Raw genomic sequence first — 21688 nt, 5'->3', positions numbered from 1 at the left:
GTCGCGCGGGGGCGGGGCGGGGGCGCTCAGCGCGTCGGGCAGGGCGGGCATGGGATCAGTTCGTCAGCGGGGGGCGGGCGGCGCCGGGGGAGGCGCGGTCGCCGGGCAGGGCGCGGCGCTGGAGCACGATGCGCGTCACCTCGCGCGCCTTGGTGTCCTCCAGCTCGGCGATGATGGGGGCGGAGCGGCGCTCGGGCATGCGGTCCAGCACGTCGATGACGATGTCCGTCTCCAGGTCGTTGAAGATGCGCGCGGCGTCGCGCGGCTTCATCGTCTCGTAGATCGCCACCATGCGCCGGATGTCCTCCTGCTGGAGGGTGGAGCGCTGCTTCATCAGGGTTTCCACCTCGCGCTTCACCTCGGTCAGGCGCTGCACCTGGGCGGTGACGCGCGTCTCGGTGGCGGCCAGCACGGCTTCCGTGTCGCCGGCTTGGCGCAGGCGGGCGGCGGTGTCCGCCTTCTGCTCGACGATGGCGGCGCGCAACGCCGGGTCGGTGCAGGACGGGGCGGCCAGCGCGATCTCGGGCGCCGCCGGGATCGGGGCGGCGGCGGGGGTGGATGGCGGGGCGTCTTTCGGCGATTCGGCGGCGTTCAGGTCCTTGGCCCAGGGGCGTTCGTGCTTGCCGAACTCGCGGTCGAATTGCTGGGCGACCACGGGGAAGCCCTCCAGGAGAGCGCCCAGCTTCAGCGGCAGCACCATCAGCACGGCCACCAGCGTGATGGGAAGGATGCGCAGCATGGCTCAGCCCCCCGTGCCGATGGTGCGCAGCCGCGCGTAGAAGGCGCCGGGCGACATGGGGCGGAAGCCGCCGTCGTCCTCGGCGGCCACGGCGGGCGCCATGGCGGGCGCCGCCGGAGCGGGTTCCGCCGGTTCGGCCGGCTCGTCGGCGACCGCCGCCGGGGCGGGTTCGGGCATGAGCACCGCCATGGGCACAGGCTCGGGCCGCGTTGCTTCCGGGCGCACCGGCCGGGGCCGCGCGGGACCTTCCTCCAGGCGGCGGACGAGCGCACGGGCGTGCTGCACCGATTCCTCGATGCGCTTGGAGGCGCGCTCGCACGAGCCGAGGATCAGCGCCACGTCCTCCTGCACCACCTTGGCGCGGTCCAGTTCGTCGGCCAGCTTGGCGGAAATCTCGGTGGCGGCACCGACGAGGCGCTTCACCGAGGCGTCGGTCTCGTCGATGGTGCGCGAGAAGGTGGTGATCAGCGTGTTGATCTCCGACTGGCCGGAGCGCAGCACCTTCAGGCGCTTGTTGACGATCACCAGGAAGACGGTGGCGGTGACCAGCATCACCGCCAGCACGGCGTCAATGAGAAAGGAGACCATCGATCAGCTCCTGCTTGGTCTCGAGGTCGGTGTCGATCTTCACGGCGATCGAATCGTTGCGCTGGCCCATGTGGCCGGCGAACAGCGGCGTGGTCTTGGACAGCAGCATGACCGGCGTGTCGGGATCGACGCGCAGCTTCAGCGACGTGCCCTTCTGCCAGTTCAGCACCTCGCCCAGCGGCACCTGCGTCTGGTGCAGCACGGCCACGAGGTCCAGCTTGGTGCGCATCAGTTCGGTCTTCAGGTGGTTTTCCCACACCGTGTCGTGGCCGAACTTCTCGCCCATGAACATCTGCACCAGCTTGCCGCGCACTGGTTCCAGCGTGGAATAGGGGATGACGATCTCGGCGTGGCCGACGCGGCGCTCCACCTCGATGGCGATGCGCACGCGGATGATGGCGTTGGTGGCGCGGGTGATGGTGGCGAACTGCGGGTTCACCTCCAGCCGGTCGAAGGTGAAGTCGACCTGCGCCAGCGGGTCGAAGGACTGGCTGAGGTCCTGGAGGATCACCTTGATCAGCCGCTCGGTCATCTTGCGCTCGATCGAGGTGTAGGCGCGCCCGTCCACGCGGCCCGGCCGCGAGCGCCGCCCGCCCAGCAGCACGTCCATCATGCAGTAGATCAGCGCGCTGTCGACCGACACCAGAAGCTGGTTGTCCCACTGTTCCGCCCGCGCCACGCCGATCAGGGCGGGAAGCTCGATGGTGTCGAGGAACTCGTTGTAGCGCAGCCAGTCCATGCGCAGCAGCGACGCCTCCACGCTGGTGGAGGAGAACTGCCGCAGCGAGGTGTTGAGCAGCCGGACCATGCGGTCGAAGACCACGTCCAGCATCGGCAGCCGGTCCTTGTTGACCGTGGTCGAGCTGACCAGCCGCTCGATGGCGCCGGGCTGCCCGGCGGCGTCCGCGCTGGGCATGGCGAAGTCGAGGAGGCGGTCGATCTCCTCCTGGCTCAGTTCCTTGGTCTCGGTCATGAGGTCCCCCATTCCGTCGTCGGCGCCTGCGGGGTCGGTCGGTTCGCTCATTTGGGCCTCTGTGTTGCCGGGCGGGGCGGCTACTGCGTGAGCAGGCTGCGCAGCAGCACGTCGGCGACGGCGTCCTGCCCGAGGATCAGGTTGAAGCGGCGGCGCAGCTCGGTCCGCAGCCGGAACAGGCCGGCGGACCCCTGCAGGTCGTGCTGGTCGAGGTTGCGCAGGAAGTCCTGAAGCGCGTTGTTCAGGTAGGGCATGGCCTGCTCCACCTTCGCCCGGTCGGGCGGCGCCACGGCCAGCGTCAGGCCGATCTTCAGGAAGCGCGACGGCGTGTCGGCGCGCAGGTTCACGATCAGCTCCGGCAGGTCGATGGTGGCGGCCCCCTTGTCGGCGGCCGGGGCGGGGGCGAACAGCCGCTCCACCCCGGCCGAACCGACGGCCAGCCAGTAGCCGCCGAAGCCGGCCGCCGCGACGGCGCACACCGCCGCCGCCCCCAGCGCCAGCCGGGCCAGCGGCAGCACGACGATGAGGATGGGGCGCTTGCCGACGAGGCCTGCGAAATCCGCCTGCGCGTCACCGGTCCGTGTATTCATCGCGACCTGCACCTGCAAAATCCGGAAAATTTGAGCAAACCGCCGAAATCATCAAGTTTTACGGACATCCGTTCTGCCGGTGCTTCCGCTTTTTACTCCGCTTAAAAGCGGGGCCGGTAGGTTGTGTCGGCGTCCGGGGTGCAGATTAGGAGCCCCGCTTTTCGGAAACTTTAAAGGTACGGGTGCCGTGGGCGGACTCATCGACAATTTGCGAATGCTTGGGCGGGGGCGCCTGCTCGCCCTGGCTGCGACGGGCGTCGGCATCGTGGCGGCGGTGGCGCTGATGGCGGTGGTGCTGTCGCGCCCGCACATGACGACGCTGTACACCGGCCTGGACCCGGCCGAGGCCGGCCGCATCGTGAAGGCGGTGGAGGAGATGGGCGTGCCCGTCGCCGCCGCGCACGACGGCACGGCGGTGCAGGTACCGCAGGCGGACGCCGCGCGGCTGCGCATGCTGCTGGCCGAAAAGGGCCTGCCGTCGCGCGGCGGCGTGGGGTACGAGCTGTTCGACACCGACAAGCCGCTGGGCATCACCAGCTTCATGCAGCGCATGAACCGCCTGCGCGCGATGGAAGGCGAACTGGGCCGCACCATCGAGACGCTGGCCGGCGTCGAGGCCGCGCGCGTCCACATCGTGCTGCCGGATCGGGAGGAGTTCTCGCGCGCCGCCCCCACGCCGACCGCGTCGGTGGTGGTGCGCATGCGCGGCCGCATGGCGATGGAGCGGCGCCAGGCGCTGTCCATCCGCCACTTGGTCTCCGCCGCCGTGCCCAATTTGAAGCCCGGCGCGGTGACGGTGCTGGACAGCTCCGGCGAGCTGCTGCTGAGCGAGGACGATGGGAACGGCGTGGCGGCGGCGCGGGCCGACGGGCTGCGCGTGGCGCACGAGCAGCGCATCGCGCGCGCCGTGGAGCAGATGCTGAGCGCGCGGCTGGGCCGCGGCAACGTCCGCGTCCAGGTCGCCGCCGACGTGGAGACCAAGCGCGAGGTGGTGCGCAGCAACACCTTCGACCCGAACAGCCAGGTCGTCCGCTCCACCCAGACCGTGCAGGAGCAGGAGCGCAGCCAGGACACCAGCGGCGAGCCGCCGGTGACGGCCGAACAGAACCTGCCGCAGCGCGACGTGCGGGCGCAGGGGCAGAACAACCGGTCCTCCAGCGACACCAAGCGGCAGGAGGAGACGGTCAACTACGAGATCTCCAACGTCTCGCGCGAGACGGTGGTGGAGCCGGGCGACATCCGCCGCATCAGCGTCGCGGTGCTGGTCAACGGCACCTGGAAGACCGCCGCCGACGGGGCGCGCGTCTACGAGCCGCGCACGGCCGAGGAACTGGGGCGGCTGACCGAGCTGGTGCGCTCCGCCATGGGCTTCGACCAGGGACGCGGCGACCGGGTGACGGTGGAGAACCTGGAGTTCGTCGACCTGACGCCGGACGTGGCGCCGCGCGACCCGTGGGACGAGGTGGCCGAGACGCTGACGCGCAACGTCATGACGCTGATCCAGTGGGTGATCCTGCTGGTGCTGTCGGGCCTGCTGATCCTGCTGGGCCTGCGCCCGCTGATCCGCCGCGTCTTCCCGGCGCCCGAACCGGCACCGGCGGCGGAGGCCGGGACGGCGGTGCCGCAGCTGGCCGGGCCGGGCGTGGCCGGGGCCGCGCCTCAGCTCACCGGGCCGGCCATGGCCGGCGGCGAGGCGGCGCAGGTGGCGGCCGGCGACGGCGCCGAGGCGCCGGCGGCCCTGCCGAACATCGAGGAGACCATGGACCAGCTGATCGAGCTGCGCACGGTGGAGGGCCGGGTCCGCGCCTCCTCCATCCGGCGGCTGGGCGAGATCGTCGACCAGTACCCGGATGAGGCGATCGACATCCTGCGCTCCTGGCTCTACGAGGAGGCGGCCTGATGGGCTACCCGCGCTACCGCTTCGACCTGCGCTTCGACAGCACGGCGCAGGCCGCCGCAGAAGCGGCGAAGGTCGAGAATCCCGAGCCGGCGGTCGATCCGCTCGACCTGCCGCAGCATTCCGAGCGCGCGCTGCGGGCGGCGCTGGCCGCCGCCGAGACGCGCGGCTACGCCGACGGCGTCGAGCAGGGCCGCCGCGAGGGCGAGGCGGAGGCCACCGAGCGGATCGAGGCGGCGCTGGCGCACGCGCTGCGCTGCCTGGACGAACGGCTTGGCACGCTGGACGACCGCCATGCGGAGGTCCTGCGCGGCGTGGAGGCGCACGGGGCGGCGCTGATGGTGGCGCTGGTCCGCCGCATCGCCCCCCGCCTGATCGAGCACGCCGGCCGCGCCGAGGTGGAGCGCCTCGCCGCCGAGGCGCTGCGCGCCGCCGGCAAAGCCCCGGTGCTGCGCCTGCGCGTCCACCCGGAGCTGGAGGACGCGGTGCGCGCGAAGCTGGACGGCTTCGCCGGTGCCCTGGAGATCGACACCGACCCCGCCATGCCGCCCGGCGCGCTGGACGCCGCCTGGGAGGCGGGCGCCCTGCGCAACGACCCCGAACATCTGGAGCGCACCGTCGCCGCCCTGTGCGACCGCGCGCTGGCAGCCCTTCGAAGCCCCTCTCCCTTGAGGGGAGAGGGGTTGGGGTGAGGGTGATTACGGCCGGCAGGCCGGAAAAGAGGACTCATTTTCCCGGCTGCCGCCGGTAACGACCCCTCATCCCAACCCTTCTCCCTCAAGGGGAGAAGGGCGTCACGGCGAAACGCAAACTTTTTCAAGGAAGAGACCGCATCATGGCCCCGCTGAACCTCGACGTACTGGAAGACGACGCAAAGCCGGCCGAGAAGGAGGCCGGCGGACCGATGAGCGCCATCTACAACGTGCCGGTCGACGTGCAGGTCGTGCTGGGCCGCACCAGCATGCTGGTGGCGCAGCTCCTGAAGCTCGGCCGTGGTGCTGTGGTGGAGCTGGAGCGCAAGGTGGACGAGCCGGTGGAGGTGCTGGTCAACCATCGCCTGGTCGCGCGCGGCGAGGTGGTCATCGTCGAGGACCAGCGCCTGGGCGTGACGCTGACCGAGATCGTGCGCACCGACCTGGGCCTGGATTGAGCCGCCGCCGCATGGCCCACCATCGGACATACGCCGGGGCGCTGGCCGCCGCCCTGATGCTGCTCCCAGCGGCGGCGCTGGCGCAAGGGCTGAACCTCGATCTGGGGGCGCTGGCCGGCGGTTCCCTGGGCGAGGGGGCGTCGCTGTCCGGGCGCATCATCCAGGGCATCGTGCTGCTGACGGTGCTGAGCGTGGCGCCGGGGCTGCTGATCATGGTGACGTCGTTCACCCGGATCATCGTCGTGCTGTCGCTGCTGCGCTCGGCGCTGGGGCTGCAGCAGTCGCCGCCCAACGTGGTGCTGCTCAGCCTCGCCATGTTCCTGACCTTCCACATCATGGGGCCGGTGTTCGACGCCGCGTGGCAGGACGGGCTGCGCCCCATGCTGAACGAGCAGGTGACGCAGGAACAGGGGCTGGAACGCATGGTGGAGCCGTTTCGCGGCTTCATGGCCGCGCAGGTCCGCGACAAGGACCTGTCCGCCTTCGCCGGCTTCTCCGGCAAGCCGGAGGCGGAGCGGCCGAAGACGGCGGAGCAGGCGGAGCTGCGCCTGCTGGTGCCGGCCTTCCTGCTGTCGGAGCTGCGCCGGGCGTTCGAGATCGGCTTCCTGATCTTCCTGCCGTTCCTGGTGATCGACATGGTGGTGGCGGCGGTCCTGATGGCGATGGGCATGATGATGCTGCCACCGGTCATGATCGCGCTGCCGTTCAAGATCATCTTCTTCGTGCTGACCGACGGCTGGTTCCTGATCGCCGGCAGCCTGATCCGTTCCTACGGCGGGGCGTGAAGGCCATGCCGGCGCCCGCCGAACTGGCCGACAGCCTGCTGGACCTCGCGCGCCGCCGCGGCGTGCCGGCCGGCGACGACCGCCCCATCGTCGAGCTGCTGGGGCTGATCGAGCCGGTGCCGCTGGTTCCGCACCGGCTGGCGCTGGTGGCCGGGGCGGTGCTGGCCATGGCCTTCCGTTACGACCGCGACCTTGCCGCGCCGGACCCGTCCGCCGGGCACCCGTCGGCCGACCGTTCCCTGTGAGGTGAAGCATGGGCATGCCAATCAAGATCCGCGACAACTACAAGAGCCTGAGCGGAACCGAGAAGACCGCCATCATCTTCCTGGCCCTGGGCGAGGAGCGCGGCTCGCGCCTCATGGAAAAGCTGGACGAGGACGAGATCCGCATGGTCAGCCGGGCCATGGCGAGCCTGGGCAACGTCACGTCCAACCTGGTGGAGGCGCTGCTGCGCACCTTCACCGAGCGCTTTGCCAACGTCGGCTCCGTCGTCGGGTCGTTCGACAGCACGGAGCGCATGCTCTCCCGCTTCCTTCCCGACGACCGCGTGTCGGAGATCATGGGCGAGATCCGCGGCCCGGCCGGCCGCACCATGTGGGAGAAGATGTCCAACGTGAACGAGGGGGTGCTGGCCACCTATCTGGCCGGCGAGTACCCGCAGACGGCGGCCGTCATCCTGTCGAAGATGCGCACCGACCACGCGGCCAAGGTGCTGCCCCTGCTGTCGCCCGGCCTGCGCCACGAGGTGATCGAGCGCATGATCCAGATCGAATCCGTGCAGCGCGACGTGCTGCTGGACATCGAATCGATCCTGCACAACGAGTTCATGGCGAATTACGCGCGCACCCACGGCTCCGACACGCACGAGCGGATGGCCGACATCTTCAACCGCATCGACCGCGAGACGCTGGGCGAGATCTTCTCGGAACTGGAACCGCTGATGCCGGACTCGACCCAGCGCATCAAGCAGCTGATGTTCACGTTCGAGGATTTGCTGCGCCTGGACCGCGTGTCGCTGCAGACGGTCATCCGCCGCTGCGACACCGGGCAGCTGGCCATCGCGCTGAAGGGGGCGGAGGCGCAGCAGCGCGACCACTTCCTGGCCGTCATGTCCGAACGCGCCCGCATGATCCTGCAGGACGAGATCGAGAACATGGGGCCGGTGCGCATGCGCGACGTGAACGACGCCCAGGCGGAGATCGTGCAGATCGCCAAGGCGCTGTCCGACGACGGTTCCATCGTCATCCCGCAGTCGGGCGAGGCGGACGCCGTCGTTTATTGATGGAGGGTGTGTTGATGAACCGGCCGGAACACCCGATCCTGCTGCCGGCCGTGCTGCCGGACCGCTTCGCGCCGGTGCCGGCACCCTGCGGGGTGGGTAGGGCCACGGACGTGGAGGCCGACGCGCAGGTGTTGCGCCTGCTGCCGGTGCTGGGCGCGCTGGACGCCGACGCGGCGCAGCGCGTGCGCGGCGGGCTGCCGCGCTGCGATTCCACCTTCGGCGTCGGGCTGGCCTTCTTCCTGGCCGCGGCGGCGGAGGGGGCGCGTGACTGGCTGGGCGACGAGGTGGCCGGCCGCATCGACGCGCTGGACGGCGGCGCGCTGCTGGACGATCTGGAAGACGCGCTGCTGCCGCGCGCGCGGCGCACCGCCGACGGGCGGTCGTGGCGCGTGCTGCGCATTCCGGTGCTGGCGGGGCCCGTTCTGGCGGGCGACGAGGTGCGGCGCCTGTCGTGCGCCGTGGCGCTGGGGGACGGCATGCAGGCCGGCTGCACGGTCGCCCTGCAGATCCGCCTGCCGGTGCTGGGCGCGGTGCAACTGGTGGCCGCGATCGAGGGGCGGCGGCTGGACGTGACCCTGCAGACGGCGGACGGCTTGCCGGCGCCGCTGCTGGCCGAGCTGCACGCCGGCTTCGCGGCGGCGGCGGCGGACGCCGGGCTGACCGGCACGCTCACCGTCGGCCCGGTGATCGGCGCCTGGCTGGATTTGGACGACGACCTGCGCGCCGACACGACGGCGTAGGGCGGCATAGGGGGCGGCGTCGGGACGCCGTGCGGTGATAATCGGGATTTCTTTGAAATGCCCGATATGGGCGACGTTTTCAAAATACTTCGAATTTCAAAACAAAGCCTTTTCAAAAGAAGCGCGTTAACGCCTTTTAAAGAGCCCTTAAAGGAAATCAGGTTTTAACCCGTCCGTGTTAACTCTGTTGATTGACAGTGCGGCGCAACATTGGTTCTTTACTGCTGTGACAAGGTTGTGACCAAGGCAAATTTCTTAAAATTGAATGGTTAATCAGCCTGCCTTGGCTCTGGCGGAGAACCCCATGCGCGCTGTTCTGATCGAACCGGACACCCTGATCGCCGAGGCCATCGGCCGGCAACTGACGCTCGGGAAGATCGCCTTCGACCGGATGGACTGGCAGGCGTTGCAGGCCCTGGTGCACGAGCAGGGGGCGGACGCGCTTTCCTGCGACGCCATCGTGCTGGGCGGCATCGGGCAGCCGGCGGAGTGCGTGGCCGAACTGCGCGCGGCCGGCGTGACGACCGCCGTGGTCTGCCTGATCGAGCGCCGCTGCGCCGCCACCACGGTGGACATCCTGCGCGCCGGGGCGGACGACGTGCTGGTGAAGCCGGTGGTCAGCGCCGAGGTGCGCGCCCGCATCGAGGCGACGCGGCGCCGGTCGCGCGGGCTGACCTCCAACATGGTCAGGGTCGGCCGGCTGACGGTGTACCTGGACGGCCGCGATCCGGAGGTGGACGGCGAGCGCCTGCGCCTGAGCCAGCGCGAGCACGCCATCCTGTCCGTGCTGGCCGCCAACCACCGGCGCGTCGTGTCGAAGGAGCACGTCTATGGGGAGGTCTACGGCCTGACCGGCGCCGACCCGCTGGACAAGGTCATCGACGTGTACATCTGCAAGCTGCGCAAGAAGATCGCCGCGGCGACCGGCGGCGCCCGCTACATCGAGACCGTCTACGGCCGCGGTTACAAGTTCGAGGCCCCGGAGGAGCACGCCGACGCGACGGCCGAAGCGGCGGCGTGAGATACACGAATTCAGCCCCTCCCTCGCCTCCGGCGGGGGAGGGAGGGACCCGCCGGAGGCGGGAGGGTGGGGGCATGTTGTTCGCGAGGATCAGCGGCCCCCGCCTGCCACGAAGGCCGTTGCCCCCACCCTCCCATGCTGCGCATGGGTCCCTCCCTCCCCCAGCGGGGCTGGGGGAGGGGCTATAGAGCTTCTCAATACGGCCGGCCGTTGGAGCGGTGCCAGGTGCGGCCGGCGGACGGGTCGGGGTTTTCGAGGAAGGGCATGTACTTGCGGTCCTCGCCCATGATGTGCTCGATCAGCCAGTCGTAGATCAGGCCGTGCAGCTTGGCCGCTTCCGGCACGCGGCCGTGCTCGACGTCGGACTTCAGCTTGAAGACCACGTCGTACATCTGGTCGTGCAGCTCCTTGTGCCGGCGCCAGTCGGGGTAGCCGGCGGCGCGCATCTGCTGCTCCTCCTCGCTGAAGTGGACCAGCACGAAGTCCTCCAGCATCGCCAGCACCGCCGTGATCTCGTCCTCGCGGCCCGGCTGGCCCAGAAGCGGCCCCAGGCGCTTCAGGCAATCGACGATCATCTGGTGGTGCCCGTCCAGCACGTCCGATCCGACGGACAGGGCCTGGGTCCATTCAATGGCCTGCATTCAATCCTCCGACGGCGCCGCGCGGCGCGCGCGCCTCCACAACCCTACGCATCCATCAGCACCCGGACGTGCGACGCCACGCACGCGGCCAGCGCACGCGTGTCGTAGCCGCCCTCCAGCACCGACACCACGCGCCGCCCGCAGCTCTCCGCCGCGATCTCCAGGAGGCGGCGCGTCACCCAGTCGAAATCCGCCACCTGCAGGCGCAGGTGCGCCATCGGGTCGGCGGCGTGGCCGTCGAACCCGGCGGAGATGATCAGCAGCTCCGGCGCGAAGTCGCGCAGGCGCGGCAGGATCAGGTCCGAATAGGCGGTGCGGAAGTCGTCCGACCCGCTGCCCGCCGGCAGCGGCACGTTGACCACGACGCAGCCGCCGTCCGGCCCCGTTTCCGACATGGCGCCGGTGTAGGGGTAGGCGTCCTGCTGGTGAGTCGAGGCGTAGAAGGTGCCGGGCACGTTCCACAGCACGTCCTGCGTGCCGTTGCCGTGGTGCACGTCGAAATCGACCACCGCGACCCGCCGGATGCCGTGCGCGGCCTGCGCGTGCAGCGCGCCGACGGCGGCGTTGGAGAACAGGCAGAACCCCTCCACGCTGTCGCGCCCGGCGTGGTGGCCGGGCGGGCGCACGGCGCAGAAGGCGTTGCGGCTGCCGCCCGCCATCACGTCGTCGATGGCCGCGCACACCGCCCCGGCGGCGCGCAGCGCGGCCTTGCCAGAGCCCGACGAGGCCACCGTGTCGCTGTCGAACTCGTGGTAGTCGCCGGGCTTGGGAATGGCGCCCAGCACGCGGTCGACGTGCGCCTGGGTGTGGGCGCGCAGCAGCTGCTCCAGGGTGGCTTCCGGTGCGGCGTCGCGGGCGAGGTAGAAGAAATCCTCGTGTTCCAGGATGTGCGTGATCGCCTTCAGGCGGTCGGCGCATTCGGGGTGCAGCTCACCGGTGTCGTGCTCCAGGCAGTCCGGGTGGCTTAGCAGCAGCGTCGTCATGTCCCTCCGAACCTGTCCCGGTATCGCGATCCGGCGGGGAGTTCACCACGGAACGCGCCTCAGGTCAGCAGCCGATTTCGGATACTCGTGCGACGGGGCGTCGCGGACCGTCCGGCACACGCTGTGCGGGAGGATCGAACGTTGCCATGGCGGCGAGCGTGTCCGCGACCGCCGCTTCGAGGTCCGCGACGGCGGCCGTATGCGTGGCGCCCTGCTCGACGGCGCAGGCGGTTTCGGCCAGCCGGGTGGCGCCGACGCTGGCCGCCATGCCCTTCAGGCTGTGCGCGGCCTCGCTCGCCGCGCCGTGGTCGTTGCGGGCGAGGGCGGCGCGGAGTTCGGACCACTGCTGGCGCACGGCGTCCGGCAGTTCGGCGAAGACGGCGCGGAAGTCCTCCGGGGCGAGGCCCTCGCGCAGCTCGGCCAGCAGATCCCCGTCGAACAGCGGAGTGGTCATGAGGCGGCCGGCAGGGCGGAGTCCGAGGGAGCGGCGAGCGCCTCCAGATCGGCGGCGAGATGGTCGGCGATGCGCCGGGCGTCGGCTTCCGTCTCGGCGCGGCGCACGCCGGCCAGGGCGACGACGTGCAGCTGGATCATCCGCGCCGTGAGCGCCCCCTGGAACGGGCCGGCCAGCACCCCGGCCAGCGAATCCACCACCCGCGCCACGAGGACGCGCCCCTCCCGCGCCGCGCGGTCGCGGCAGCGGCGCAAGGGAACGGCGAGCGCGCGCAGCTTCTGGTCCAGGTCGCCGTAGGCGCGCAGCGCCTCGTCCAGGCCGGCGCACAGTTCGTCGATGTCGCGGGCGGCGGCCTCGCGCCGGCGCTGCCGGAACTCGTCCAGCGACACCGCCACGCGCCGCGATTCCAGCAGCACCGTGTAGTCGTCGCCGGTCAGCTTGGCCTGGAGGAGCGGGCTGGGCGGCAGCAGGATGGCCTGCTCCTCCCCGCTGCCGCGCGCGTCGTTGCGGCCGGGGACGGGGGCCTGCTTGCGGCGGCGGTCGGGGCCGCAGAAGCCGGGGCTGAGCACGAAGACGCGCGGCAGCTCCACCACCACCTTCAGGCGCAGCGCCAGCGTCTTCAGCGACACCGGCTTGACCAGGAAGTCGGTCGCCCCGGCGTCGCGGCCGGTGGCGACGTGCTGCAAATCGCCGCGCGCGGTCAGCAGGATGACCGGTAGCACGGGGTTGGGCGAGGCCGGGTCGTGGCGGATCCAGGTCAGCAGGTCGATGCCGCTGCCGCCGGGCATGTGCCAGTCGGTGATGACCACGTCCGGCGGGCGGGTGCGGATGGCGTCGAACGCGTCGCGCGCGTTGGCCGCCTCCACCACCGTGGCGACGCCGAGCTGGCGCAGCAGCCCGCGCAGCAGCGTGCGCATGGGCGCCATGTCCTCCACGACGAGGACCTCCAGGCGGCGGTAGGGATCTGGCAGCACGGTGCGGTCCCGGTTCGGTGCGGTCTTGATGCCGGCACGCCGCACGGTAGAGCGCTCCCGTTAAGAAACGCTGAACCGCATAGGCGCTTCGGCATAGAACCAGCAAGGAGCGAGGTTTGGCAAGGGACCGCGCGTCGCAGTGGGTGCGGCGGGCCTGCGGGGCCGGCGCACAGGGAAGCAGGATCCCGTTGACCGGGTTTGTATACCGTTGTACACATTTGTGCACGAAATCACCATCCAACGCGACGGGAGGGGGCGCTTGGCGGATTTTCAGACCGATTTCCAGGCCGAATACGACGTGCTGGTCCTGGGCGGCGGCAACGCGGCGCTGTGCGCGGCCATCACCGCGCGCGAGGCGGGGGCGAGCGTGCTGCTGCTGGAAGCGGCGCCGCGGGATTTCCGCGGCGGCAACAGCCGGCACGTGCGCAACCTGCGCTACATGCACGACGCCGCCGACGGCATCATGACCGGCCCCTACCGCGAGGAGGAGTTCTGGGACGACCTGCTGCGCGTCACCGGCGGGCAGACCAACGAACCGCTGGCGCGCTTCACCATCCGCAAATCGGCCGAGCTGGGGGCGTGGATGACGGCGCGCGGCGTGCGCTTCCAGCCATCGCTGGGCGGCACGCTGCACCTGGGGCGCACCAACGCCTTCTTCCTGGGCGGCGGCAAGGCGCTGGTCAACGCCTACTACCGCACGGCCGAGCGGCTGGGCGTCGCCGTCGCCTACGGGGCGGAGGTGCGCGACCTGGACATCCGCGACGGCGCGTTCCATGCCGCCGAGGTGATGCACGGCGGCACGCCGCACCGGGTGCGGGCGAAGGCCGTGGTGGTCGCCGCCGGCGGGTTCGAGGCCAACGTCGACTGGCTGAAGGAATACTGGGGCGACGTCGCCGACAACTTCATCATCCGCGGCACGCCCTACAACAAGGGGCGGGTGCTGCGCGTGATGCTGGATCGCGGGGCGAAGGCCGTGGGCGATCCCAAGCAGTGCCACGCGGTGGCCATCGACGGCCGGGCGCCGAAGTTCGACGGCGGCATCGTCACGCGGGTGGACTGCGTGGCGCTGGGCATCGTCGTCAACCAGCACGCCCAACGCTTCTACGACGAGGGCGAGGACTTCTGGCCCAAGCGCTACGCCATCTGGGGCCGGCTGGTGGCGCAGCAGCCCGGGCAGATCGGCCACGTCATCATCGACGCCAAGTCGGTGGGAAAGTTCATGCCCTCCGTCTTCCCGCCGGTGACCGCCGGCTCCATCCGCGAGCTGGCGGGCAGGATGGGCCTGGACCCGGACGCGCTGGAGGCCACCGTGCAGGGCTTCAACGCCGCCGCGCGGCCGGGCACGTTCGACTGGACGGTGCTGGACGACTGCCGGACCGACGGGATCGACCCGCCCAAGTCGCACTGGGCGCGGCCCTTGGACACGCCGCCCTTCTACGGCTACTCGCTGCGGCCGGGGATCACCTTCACCTACCTGGGCGTGGCGGTGGACGAGCACGCGCGCGTCACCATGGCGGACGACCGACCGTCGGCGAACATCTTCGCGGCGGGCGAGATCATGGCCGGCAACATCCTGGGCAAGGGCTACATCGCCGGCATCGGAATGACCATCGGCAGCGTCTTCGGGCGCATCGCCGGACAGGAGGCGGCGAACCATGCCCGGCACTGATGTTTTGAAAGAGGCCGAGCGGATCATGACGATCTGCAACGCCTGCCGCTATTGCGAGGGGCACTGCGCCGTCTTCCCGGCGATGGAGCGGCGGCTGGCCTTCGGCCGGGCCGACCTGAACTACCTCGCCAACCTCTGCCACAACTGCGGGTCCTGCTATCACCACTGCCAGTACGCGCCGCCGCACGAATTCGCGGTGAACATCCCGCAGACCTTCACGGAGCTGCGCGCGCAGACCTACCGCGACTACGCCTGGCCCGGATTCCTGGCGCGCCTGTTCGAGCGCAACGGGCTGGCCGCCGGCCTGATCACCGCCGCCGCGCTGGCGCTGTTCATGGTGGCGACGGTGGCGCTGGTCGAGCCGGCGGCGCTGACGGGACGGCACGGCGGCAACTTCTACGCCGTCATCCCGCACAACGTGATGGCCGGGGTGTTCGGCGCCGTCGCGCTGTACGTGGCGCTGGCGCTGTTCATGGGCGGGCGCAACTTCTGGCGCGACATGGAGGAGCGGGGAGGGGACTTCGTGGCGCCGGTCACCTTCGGACAGGCGCTGCGCGACGCGCTGACGCTGCGCCATCTGGGCGGCGGCAGCGGCGACGGCTGCACCTATCCGACGCAAGCACCATCGCTGGCGCGGCGCCGGTTCCACCACGCCACCTTTTACGGCTTCCTGCTGTGCTTCGCGGCGACGGCGGTGGCGACGGTCTATCATTACGTGTTCGGCTGGGCGGCCCCCTATCCGGTGTTCAGCCTGCCGGTGCTGCTGGGCACGGTGGGCGGGATCGGGCTGATCGTCGGGCCGGCCGGGCTGATGTGGCTGAAGGCGAAGAGCGATCCGGTGGCGAACGGGCGCGGCCGGTTCGGCATGGACGTCTCCTTCCTGGTGCTGCTGATGCTGACCAGCCTGACGGGGCTGCTGCTGCTGGCGCTGCGCGACACGGGGGCGATGGGCGTGGCTCTGGCCGTGCACCTGGGCATCGTCGCCGGGCTGTTCCTCACCCTGCCGTACGGCAAGTTCGTGCACGCGGTGTACCGGTTCTGCGCCCTGGTCCGTTACGCCCTGGAACGCGCGCGCCCGGCGGCGCCGGGACTGCCGGGCGAGGGGTGAGCTTGCGCACCGCGCGGCGGCTTCCTAGAGTCGCGCACCCGGCCTGAAACCGCCGGGCCTGAAACTGTGTGGACCGACCATGGCACCGACCAAGGGCAAGACGACGGACCCCTTCCGCCCCGCGGGGCCGGAGGACGATCTGGCGTCCGGCGAGCGCGCCTACCGCCGCATCCACGAGGCGATCCAGGGCGGCCAGCTGAAGCCCGGCGCGCGGGTGCGCGAGGCGGAGATCGCCGGCTGGCTGGGTCTGAGCCGCACGCCGGTGCGCGAGGCGCTGGGCCGGCTGGAGAGCCAGGGCCTTCTGGTGCACGAGCCGCGGCGCGGCCTGATCGTCGCCGAACTGGACCATCAGATGGTGACCGAGCTGTACCTGATGCGCGAGGTGCTGGAGGGGACGGCCGCCGCGCTGGCGGCCCGCCACGCGTCGGACGCGGAGATCGCGGCGCTGCGCGACATGGTGGCGTTCGACCGGGGGATCACCGGCAACCCCGTGCGGCTGGCGCAGAACAACCGGCTGTTCCACGACGCGCTGTACCGGGGCAGCCACAACCGCTATCTGCTGCGGACCTGCAACGGGCTGCGCGAATCGCTGGCGCTGCTGGGGCCGACGACGCTGGCCCTGCACGGGCGCCCGGACACCGCGCTGGACGAGCACGAGGCGATCGTCGACGCCATCGAGCGCCACGACCCCAAGGCGGCGGAGGAGGCGGCGCGCGCCCACATCCGCAACGCCCACCGCGCCCGCCTGCGCGTCATGTTCGAATCCGACGCGCCGGCCGCGGCCGACGGCGTTCAGAACACCTGAGCGCAATCAGAACACCTGAGCATAGATCGCCAGCGCGTCGTCGTGGGTGACCTCGCGCGGGTTGTTGACCAGCAGGCGCTGCACGTTCATGGCGTCGCGCGCCAGCATGGGCAGGTCGTCGCGCGTCACCCCCACCTGTTCCAGCCGCTGCGCCATGGGCATGGCGGCGACGAGGTCGCGCATGGCGGCGATGAAGGCCTCCGCCGCCTCGGCCGGGGTCGCGAAGCGGCGGCCGGGCAGCACGGCGGGGGCCAGTTCGGCGTACAGCGCCTCGGCCGCCGGGCGGTTGAACTCCAGCACCGGGACCAGGACCAGCGCGTTGCTCAACCCGTGCGGCACGTGGAAGTGGCCGCCCAGCGGGTAGGCCAGCGCGTGCACCGCACCCACCGGCGCGTTGGCGAAGGCCATGCCGGCCAGCAGCGAGCCCTGCAGCATCGCCGCCCGCGCCGCCACGTTGCCGGGTTCCGCCACCACCGTGCGGATGTTGGCGGCCAGCAGCTCCAGCGCCTTCAGGGCGAGGCTGTCGGAGACGGGGTTCTTCTTGTGGCGGGTGGTGTAGGCCTCGATGGCGTGGACCATGGCGTCGATGCCGGTCATCGCCGTGACGTGCGGCGGCAGGCCCAGCGTGAGGCGCGCGTCCAGCACCGCCACGTCGGGGTAGAGCAGGGGGGAGACGACGCCCTTCTTCTCGTGGCTCGGCGTGGTGACGATGGCGATGGGCGTCACCTCCGACCCCGTGCCGGCGGTGGTCGGCACCTGGATCAGCGGCAGGCGCGGGCCGGTCGCCAGGCCGATGCCGTAGATGGCCGGCAGCGCCTGTTCCGTGCCGGCCAGCAGCGCCACCAGCTTGGCCGTGTCCAGCGAGCTGCCGCCGCCGAAGCCGACGACGCCGTCCGCCCCGGCGGCGCGCGCCGCCTGCACGGCCGTCATCACCGACTCCTCGGGCGGGTCGGCCAGCACGTCGGAGAACAGCGCGCATTCCAGCCCCGCCGCGCGGAAGCCCTCCCGCACCGGCTCCAGCAGGCCGGCCTTGACCAACCCGGCGTCGGTGACGATCAGCGCGCGTTTGACGCCCAGTGCCTTCGCCATCTCCCCCAGCCGCGCCGACGCGCCGGCCTCGCACACGATCCGGGGCGTGGTTTCGAAGACGAAGTCGCTCATGGTCCGCTCCGCTGGGGGCACATTCTACCGAGTATGTTGCAATCCTTTCGTTGGCGATGCAAACATAAACGGAAAAGCAGGGGAGGGATACGGGATGCAGATGGGAACGCAGACCGATGGGGCGGCGCGCATCCCCACGGCGGACGAGTGCGTGCTGCGCAACCTGCTGGAGCGGCAGGCGGCGGAGAAGCCCGACCAGCCCTTCGTCGCCTTCTGGCGCGGCGAGACCTGGACCTACCGCGAGACGCTGGACCGTGTGCGCCGCTTGGCGGCAACGCTGCGGGCGCAGGGCGTGCGGCAGGGCGACCACGTGCTGTGCTGGATGGGCAACGGGCCGGAGCTGCTGTCGGCGTGGTTCGCCATCAACTACCTGGGTGCGGTCTATGTGCCCATCAACACGGCGGCCCGCGGCCGGCCGCTGGAGCACGTGCTGGACAACGCCGACGCGCCGGTCCTCGTCGCGCACGCCGGGCTGCTCGGCCGGCTGGCGGAGATCGACCGCGGCAAGGTGCGCAAAATCCTCACCGTCGGCACGGCCGACACCGCGCCGTCGGACCTGCCGGGGGTGACGGTGGCGCCGCTGGTCGTGGCGGAGGAGGCGGGGGACCTGGATCTCGACCTGGGTTTGGACCGGCCGATCCAGCCGTGGGATACGCAGGCGATCATGTACACCTCCGGCACCACGGGGGCAGCGAAGGGGGTGGTGTCGTCCTATGTGCAGCTGCACGCCATGGGGCCAGACGCGTTTCCCTGCATCACGGCGGACGACCGCTGCATGATCGCCGGGCCGATCTTCCACTGCGGCAGCACGCTGTACGTCTACTGCATGCTGGCCAAGGGCGGCTCCATGGCCATGATCCCGGAGTTCCGCACGGCCGACTTCTGGGACGCCATCCGCGAGACGCGGAGCACCGTCGTGCTGCTGCTGGGCGTGATGGCGAACTTCCTGCTGAAGGCGCCGGCCACGCCGAACGAGCGCGACCATACCCTGGAGAAGGTCTTCATCGTGCCGTTCGGGGAGGACGCGCCGCGCTTCGCCGAGCGGTTCGGCGTGGATCTGTACACCGTCTACAACATGACGGAGATCGCCAGCCCGCTGACCGCCGGGCCGGGCATCACGGAGCCGGGGCTGGCCGGCACGCCGCGCGCATGCTTCGAACTGCGCGTGGTGGACGCCAACGACGTGCCGGTGCCGGCCGGCGCGGTGGGGGAACTGGTGGTCCGCTCGCACCGGCCGTGGGCGCTGATGTCCGGCTATTACCGCAACGCGGAGGCCACGGCGGCGGCCATGCGCAACGGCTGGTTCCACACCGGCGACGCCTTCCGGGTGGACGCGGACGGGCGGTTCTTCTTCGTCGACCGCATGAAGGACGTGATCCGGCGGCGGGGCGAGAACATCTCCAGCTTCGAGCTGGAGACGGAGATCTGCGCGCACCCGAGCGTGAAGGAGGCGGTGGCCGTCGCCGTGCCCAGCGAGGTGGGCGAGGACGAGGTGCTGGCCGTCGTCGCCCCGGTGGAGGGCGCGGTGGTCGATCCGGCGGAATTGGTGCGCTTCCTGGCCGGGCGGGTGGCGCATTTCATGGTGCCGCGCTATGTGCGGGTGGTGGACGGCCTGCCGAAGACGGCCAGCGGCAAGCTGCAAAAGCACGTTCTGCGCGCCACGGGGCTGGCCGAGGGCACCTGGGACCGCGAGGCGGCGGGGATCCGGCTGAAGCGCGACCGGCTGGGGTGAGGGGCGGGCGTCCTTACCCCCGCACCTCAAGTCCGGTCATGATCGTGCCGACGATCTTTTCGGCCAGGATCAGGCGGTCCTCGTGCGTTTCGCCGGGGCGGGGGCGGTACCAGATGGACAGCCAGTTGATGGCGCCCAGCGCCACCTTCACCGCCACCGACACGTCGTCGGTGCGGATGGAGCCGTCCTCCACGCCTTCGTAGGCGACGCGCTTGAACAGCGCCTCGAAGTCGTTGCGGATGGTCATCAGCTCGGCGAGCGCGCGGCGCTGGTCGGGCGTGGTGGCGCCCAGGCGGTGCATCTGCACGCCCTGCACGACCACCGCCTCGAACGCCAGGTTCTCCATCATCGACAGGGCGTGCCGCAGGAACATGGCGCGCAGGCGGCGCGCCGCCGGCTCCGGTCCCTTCATCACCGGCATGACGGCGTCGAAGTTGCGCCGCATCCCCTCGCGGTGGACGTCGAAGAACAGCTCCGTCTTGGAGCGGTAGTAGTGGTAGATCCGGCCCTTGGTGCAGCCGAGACGCCGCGCCACGTCGTCGATGCCGGCGGCGTGGTAGCCCTGTTCCATGAAGCATTCGGCCGCCGCCGCCAGGATGTCGGCGTTGCCGTTCCGGTCGAGCCGCGCGGCCAGGGGACTCCGTTCGCTGCTCACCACCCCGTCTCCCGATTTCCGCCTGGACAGCTCCCGCATGCTCGACATACTACTGGGTATGCCGAGGGGCGCAACGCAAACCGCCAGAGAATCTGTTAGAGGGGGGGCTGTCGCATGGTGGACCGCAAGACCGAGGGCCGGGCGGACTACCGCCACTTCCTGACCATCCCGACGCGCTGGATGGACAACGACGCCTACGGCCACGTCAACAACGTGGTCTACTACAGCTACTTCGACACGGTGGTGAACAAGTACCTGATCGACGCCGGCGCCCTGGTGATCGAATCGAGCCCGGTCATCGGGCTGGTGGTGGAGACCGGGTGCAGCTACTTCGCCCCCATCACCTTCCCCGAGCGGGTGGAGGCCGGCCTGCGCGTGGCGCGGCTGGGCAACAGCAGCGTGCGCTACGAGATCGGCCTGTTCCGCAACGACGATCCGACGCCGGCCGCCTGCGGCCACTTCATCCACGTCTACGTGGACCGCGAGACGCGCCGCCCGGCATCGCTGCCCGAAGCGTTGCGCGCCGCGCTGGCCCCGCTCGTCATATCGTAGTTTTTCAGCCCTTGACCGGGGCGTTCATCGCCCAGCTGACGCCGAACGGGTCGCGCAGCTGGCCGTAGCGGTCGCCCCAGAACATCACCTGCAGCGGCGTGACCACCTCCGCCCCGGCGGCGACGGCGCGGTCCCACCACGCGTCGATGTCGTCGACCGGCAGCATCAGGCTGAAGGCCTGGGGGGCCTGCAAGGGGTATCCATGCTCCGGATAGGCGTCGCTGAGCATCAGCGAGCCGCCGTTGAGGTAGAGGTGGACGTGCATGGTCCGCCCCTGCTCGTCGACGGGATGGCGGGCGACCTCTTCGGCGCCGAAGGCGCGGACGTAGAACGCGGCGGCCTTCACGGCGCCGTCGACTTGCAGGTAGGGCACCACGCCGCCGCGTGCCTCGGGCGCGGCATCGGTCGTGCTGGTCATCTGGGTCCTCCCTTGTTGGTAATGTTCCGAGGACGGGCGGAGCCGCCGGGATCCGACACGGTGCTGAAAGAATTTTCTCGTCGCCCCGTCCTCAACCCTGAATATTGGCCAGGATATCGGTCGCGCGGTGGTCGTCAGACACCGTGTCGACGAAAATCACCTCCCCCTCGGCGTTGCCGGTGCGCAGGGGCAGGATCGCCTGGTAGGCGGGGGAGGCGTACCAGGCGCGGGCGCTCTCCCGGTCGGGGAAGCGGACGATGACGAGGTCGCCGGTCCAGGTCCCCTCGACGCGCTCGGGCCGGGCGCCGTGCACGAGGAAGCGGCCGCCGAAGGGGGCCAGCGTGGCGTCGATGCGCTGCAGGTACTCGATGATGGCCGGACCCAGGGTGACGTTGCGCAGGTGGGCGACGGCGAGCGTGGGCATGGTTCGCATCCTTTGGTTGGTGAAGCTGGGGCAAACGTAACGGCCGGGATGCGGGCGGTCGATTACGTCGCAGGTAACGGAAAAGGGGGCCGCCCGTAAGGCAGCCCCCTTCCCCTTGGCCGGTGGTCTCGCGTCAGCGCTGGACGGAGAACAGGCTCTGGCCGGCGAAGTTGCCGATGCCGGCGGCGGTGTTCTGCCCGGCCAGGGTGTTGGCGGTGCCGAAGCCCGCCCCCTGGAAGACCATGCCCTGCTGCACCGCCTTGTTGCCGATGCCGGCCGCCGTGTTGCCCAGCACCGCCGTGTTGGCGCCGCCCGGCAGCCCCGGCGCGCCCAGCAGGCGCCCGCCG

General features: G+C 70.7%; 26 protein-coding genes. 13 read left to right on the top strand and 13 right to left on the bottom strand.

The genetic code is table 11. The features are described 5' to 3' along the window. Positions 1–55 precede the first annotated feature (55 nt). Genes VED21_RS15635 through VED21_RS15620 form a run of 4 tightly spaced genes read right to left on the bottom strand, consistent with a single transcriptional unit; the run spans position 56 to position 2890 of the window. Positions 56–739, bottom strand: a complete 684-nt coding sequence (locus tag VED21_RS15635) for a MotE family protein (protein ID WP_324883559.1) — start codon at positions 737–739, stop codon at positions 56–58. Positions 740–742: 3 nt separating this feature from the next. After that, the gene (locus VED21_RS15630; RefSeq protein ID WP_324883557.1) at positions 743–1327 is read right to left on the bottom strand and encodes a DUF6468 domain-containing protein; all 585 of its coding nucleotides are present in this window, start codon (positions 1325–1327) and stop codon (positions 743–745) included. Next, complete coding sequence (fliM, locus tag VED21_RS15625) at positions 1308–2351, bottom strand: flagellar motor switch protein FliM (RefSeq protein WP_324883555.1); 1044 nt, start codon at positions 2349–2351, stop codon at positions 1308–1310. The genes VED21_RS15630 and fliM overlap by 20 nt, the downstream gene beginning before the upstream one ends. 29 nt (positions 2352–2380) lie before the next feature. Beyond that, positions 2381–2890: a flagellar basal body-associated FliL family protein gene (locus VED21_RS15620; protein ID WP_324883553.1), complete on the bottom strand. Its 510-nt coding sequence runs from the start codon at positions 2888–2890 to the stop codon at positions 2381–2383. Positions 2891–3104: 214 nt separating this feature from the next. Between VED21_RS15620 and fliF the strand changes: the two genes are divergently transcribed. From fliF to VED21_RS15580, 8 genes are all read left to right on the top strand, one after another. Continuing rightward, positions 3105–4790, top strand: a complete 1686-nt coding sequence (gene fliF, locus VED21_RS15615; RefSeq protein ID WP_324883551.1) for a flagellar basal-body MS-ring/collar protein FliF — start codon at positions 3105–3107, stop codon at positions 4788–4790. Beyond that, the gene (locus tag VED21_RS15610) at positions 4790–5479 is read left to right on the top strand and encodes a fliH protein (protein ID WP_324883549.1); all 690 of its coding nucleotides are present in this window, start codon (positions 4790–4792) and stop codon (positions 5477–5479) included. The genes fliF and VED21_RS15610 overlap by 1 nt, the downstream gene beginning before the upstream one ends. A 143-nt stretch (positions 5480–5622) precedes the next feature. Then, positions 5623–5937 (top strand): flagellar motor switch protein FliN, encoded by a 315-nt coding sequence (gene fliN, locus VED21_RS15605; protein ID WP_324883547.1) that lies wholly within the window; start codon positions 5623–5625, stop codon positions 5935–5937. A gap of 11 nt (positions 5938–5948) precedes the next feature. Beyond that, positions 5949–6722, top strand: coding sequence for a flagellar type III secretion system pore protein FliP (fliP, locus tag VED21_RS15600; protein WP_414638217.1), 774 nt, complete (start codon positions 5949–5951; stop codon positions 6720–6722). 5 nt (positions 6723–6727) lie between these two features. Further along, positions 6728–6967 (top strand): hypothetical protein, encoded by a 240-nt coding sequence (locus VED21_RS15595; protein ID WP_324883545.1) that lies wholly within the window; start codon positions 6728–6730, stop codon positions 6965–6967. Between the two features lie 8 nt (positions 6968–6975). After that, a complete protein-coding gene (locus VED21_RS15590; protein ID WP_324883543.1) occupies positions 6976–8004 on the top strand; it encodes a flagellar motor switch protein FliG in 1029 nt (342 codons plus the stop codon). A 14-nt stretch (positions 8005–8018) separates the two neighbouring features. Further along, positions 8019–8744: a hypothetical protein gene (locus VED21_RS15585; protein WP_324883541.1), complete on the top strand. Its 726-nt coding sequence runs from the start codon at positions 8019–8021 to the stop codon at positions 8742–8744. Between the two features lie 304 nt (positions 8745–9048). Beyond that, positions 9049–9765: a response regulator transcription factor gene (locus tag VED21_RS15580; protein WP_324883539.1), complete on the top strand. Its 717-nt coding sequence runs from the start codon at positions 9049–9051 to the stop codon at positions 9763–9765. 194 nt (positions 9766–9959) lie between these two features. On the opposite strand, the gene VED21_RS15575 is transcribed toward VED21_RS15580, so the two are convergent. From VED21_RS15575 to VED21_RS15560, 4 genes are all read right to left on the bottom strand, one after another. Next, on the bottom strand, positions 9960–10406 hold the full coding sequence (locus VED21_RS15575) for a bacteriohemerythrin (RefSeq protein WP_324883537.1): 447 nt from the start codon (positions 10404–10406) through the stop codon (positions 9960–9962). Positions 10407–10450: 44 nt separating this feature from the next. Beyond that, positions 10451–11389, bottom strand: a complete 939-nt coding sequence (locus VED21_RS15570; protein WP_324883535.1) for a histone deacetylase family protein — start codon at positions 11387–11389, stop codon at positions 10451–10453. A 64-nt stretch (positions 11390–11453) separates the two neighbouring features. After that, positions 11454–11843: an Hpt domain-containing protein gene (locus VED21_RS15565; protein WP_324883533.1), complete on the bottom strand. Its 390-nt coding sequence runs from the start codon at positions 11841–11843 to the stop codon at positions 11454–11456. Beyond that, positions 11840–12862 carry a response regulator gene (locus VED21_RS15560; RefSeq protein ID WP_324883531.1) on the bottom strand — a complete coding sequence of 341 codons (1023 nt, stop codon included), beginning with the start codon at positions 12860–12862 and terminating at the stop codon, positions 11840–11842. The genes VED21_RS15565 and VED21_RS15560 overlap by 4 nt, the downstream gene beginning before the upstream one ends. A 214-nt stretch (positions 12863–13076) precedes the next feature. Here VED21_RS15560 and tcuA point away from each other — a divergent pair, with 214 nt between their 5' ends. The 3 genes from tcuA (at position 13077) to VED21_RS15545 (ending at position 16399) form a co-directional block, all read left to right on the top strand. Continuing rightward, a complete protein-coding gene (gene tcuA / locus VED21_RS15555; RefSeq protein ID WP_324883529.1) occupies positions 13077–14486 on the top strand; it encodes an FAD-dependent tricarballylate dehydrogenase TcuA in 1410 nt (469 codons plus the stop codon). Beyond that, the gene (tcuB, locus tag VED21_RS15550; protein ID WP_324883527.1) at positions 14473–15594 is read left to right on the top strand and encodes a tricarballylate utilization 4Fe-4S protein TcuB; all 1122 of its coding nucleotides are present in this window, start codon (positions 14473–14475) and stop codon (positions 15592–15594) included. Before tcuA ends, tcuB begins: the two co-directional genes overlap by 14 nt. Positions 15595–15673: 79 nt before the next feature. Next, positions 15674–16399 carry a GntR family transcriptional regulator gene (locus tag VED21_RS15545; RefSeq protein ID WP_324883525.1) on the top strand — a complete coding sequence of 242 codons (726 nt, stop codon included), beginning with the start codon at positions 15674–15676 and terminating at the stop codon, positions 16397–16399. 6 nt (positions 16400–16405) lie between these two features. Here VED21_RS15545 and VED21_RS15540 read toward each other — a convergent pair whose 3' ends face one another. Continuing rightward, positions 16406–17560, bottom strand: coding sequence for an iron-containing alcohol dehydrogenase (locus VED21_RS15540; RefSeq protein ID WP_324883523.1), 1155 nt, complete (start codon positions 17558–17560; stop codon positions 16406–16408). Positions 17561–17654: 94 nt separating this feature from the next. On the opposite strand from VED21_RS15540, the gene VED21_RS15535 reads away from it, so the two are divergent. After that, positions 17655–19292: an AMP-binding protein gene (locus VED21_RS15535; protein ID WP_324883521.1), complete on the top strand. Its 1638-nt coding sequence runs from the start codon at positions 17655–17657 to the stop codon at positions 19290–19292. A gap of 13 nt (positions 19293–19305) precedes the next feature. Here the strand turns inward: VED21_RS15535 and VED21_RS15530 are convergent, their stop codons facing one another. Further along, positions 19306–19947, bottom strand: coding sequence for a TetR/AcrR family transcriptional regulator (locus VED21_RS15530; RefSeq protein WP_324883519.1), 642 nt, complete (start codon positions 19945–19947; stop codon positions 19306–19308). Between the two features lie 114 nt (positions 19948–20061). Between VED21_RS15530 and VED21_RS15525 the strand changes: the two genes are divergently transcribed. Beyond that, on the top strand, positions 20062–20499 hold the full coding sequence (locus VED21_RS15525) for a thioesterase family protein (RefSeq protein ID WP_324883517.1): 438 nt from the start codon (positions 20062–20064) through the stop codon (positions 20497–20499). Positions 20500–20503: 4 nt separating this feature from the next. On the opposite strand, the gene VED21_RS15520 is transcribed toward VED21_RS15525, so the two are convergent. The 3 genes from VED21_RS15520 to VED21_RS15510 form a co-directional block, all read right to left on the bottom strand. After that, positions 20504–20917, bottom strand: coding sequence for a glyoxalase/bleomycin resistance/extradiol dioxygenase family protein (locus VED21_RS15520; RefSeq protein ID WP_324883515.1), 414 nt, complete (start codon positions 20915–20917; stop codon positions 20504–20506). A 91-nt stretch (positions 20918–21008) separates the two neighbouring features. Continuing rightward, complete coding sequence (locus tag VED21_RS15515) at positions 21009–21341, bottom strand: DUF1330 domain-containing protein (protein ID WP_324883513.1); 333 nt, start codon at positions 21339–21341, stop codon at positions 21009–21011. A gap of 133 nt (positions 21342–21474) precedes the next feature. Beyond that, a partial coding sequence (locus VED21_RS15510) for a hypothetical protein (RefSeq protein WP_414638216.1) occupies positions 21475–21688 on the bottom strand: 214 nt, incomplete at its 5' end.

It is taken from the genome of Azospirillum sp. (assembly GCF_035627195.1).
Lineage (GTDB): Bacteria > Pseudomonadota > Alphaproteobacteria > Azospirillales > Azospirillaceae > Azospirillum.
Note: the sequence above shows the minus strand (reverse complement) of the source record. Positions and strands in the feature narration are given on the sequence as shown.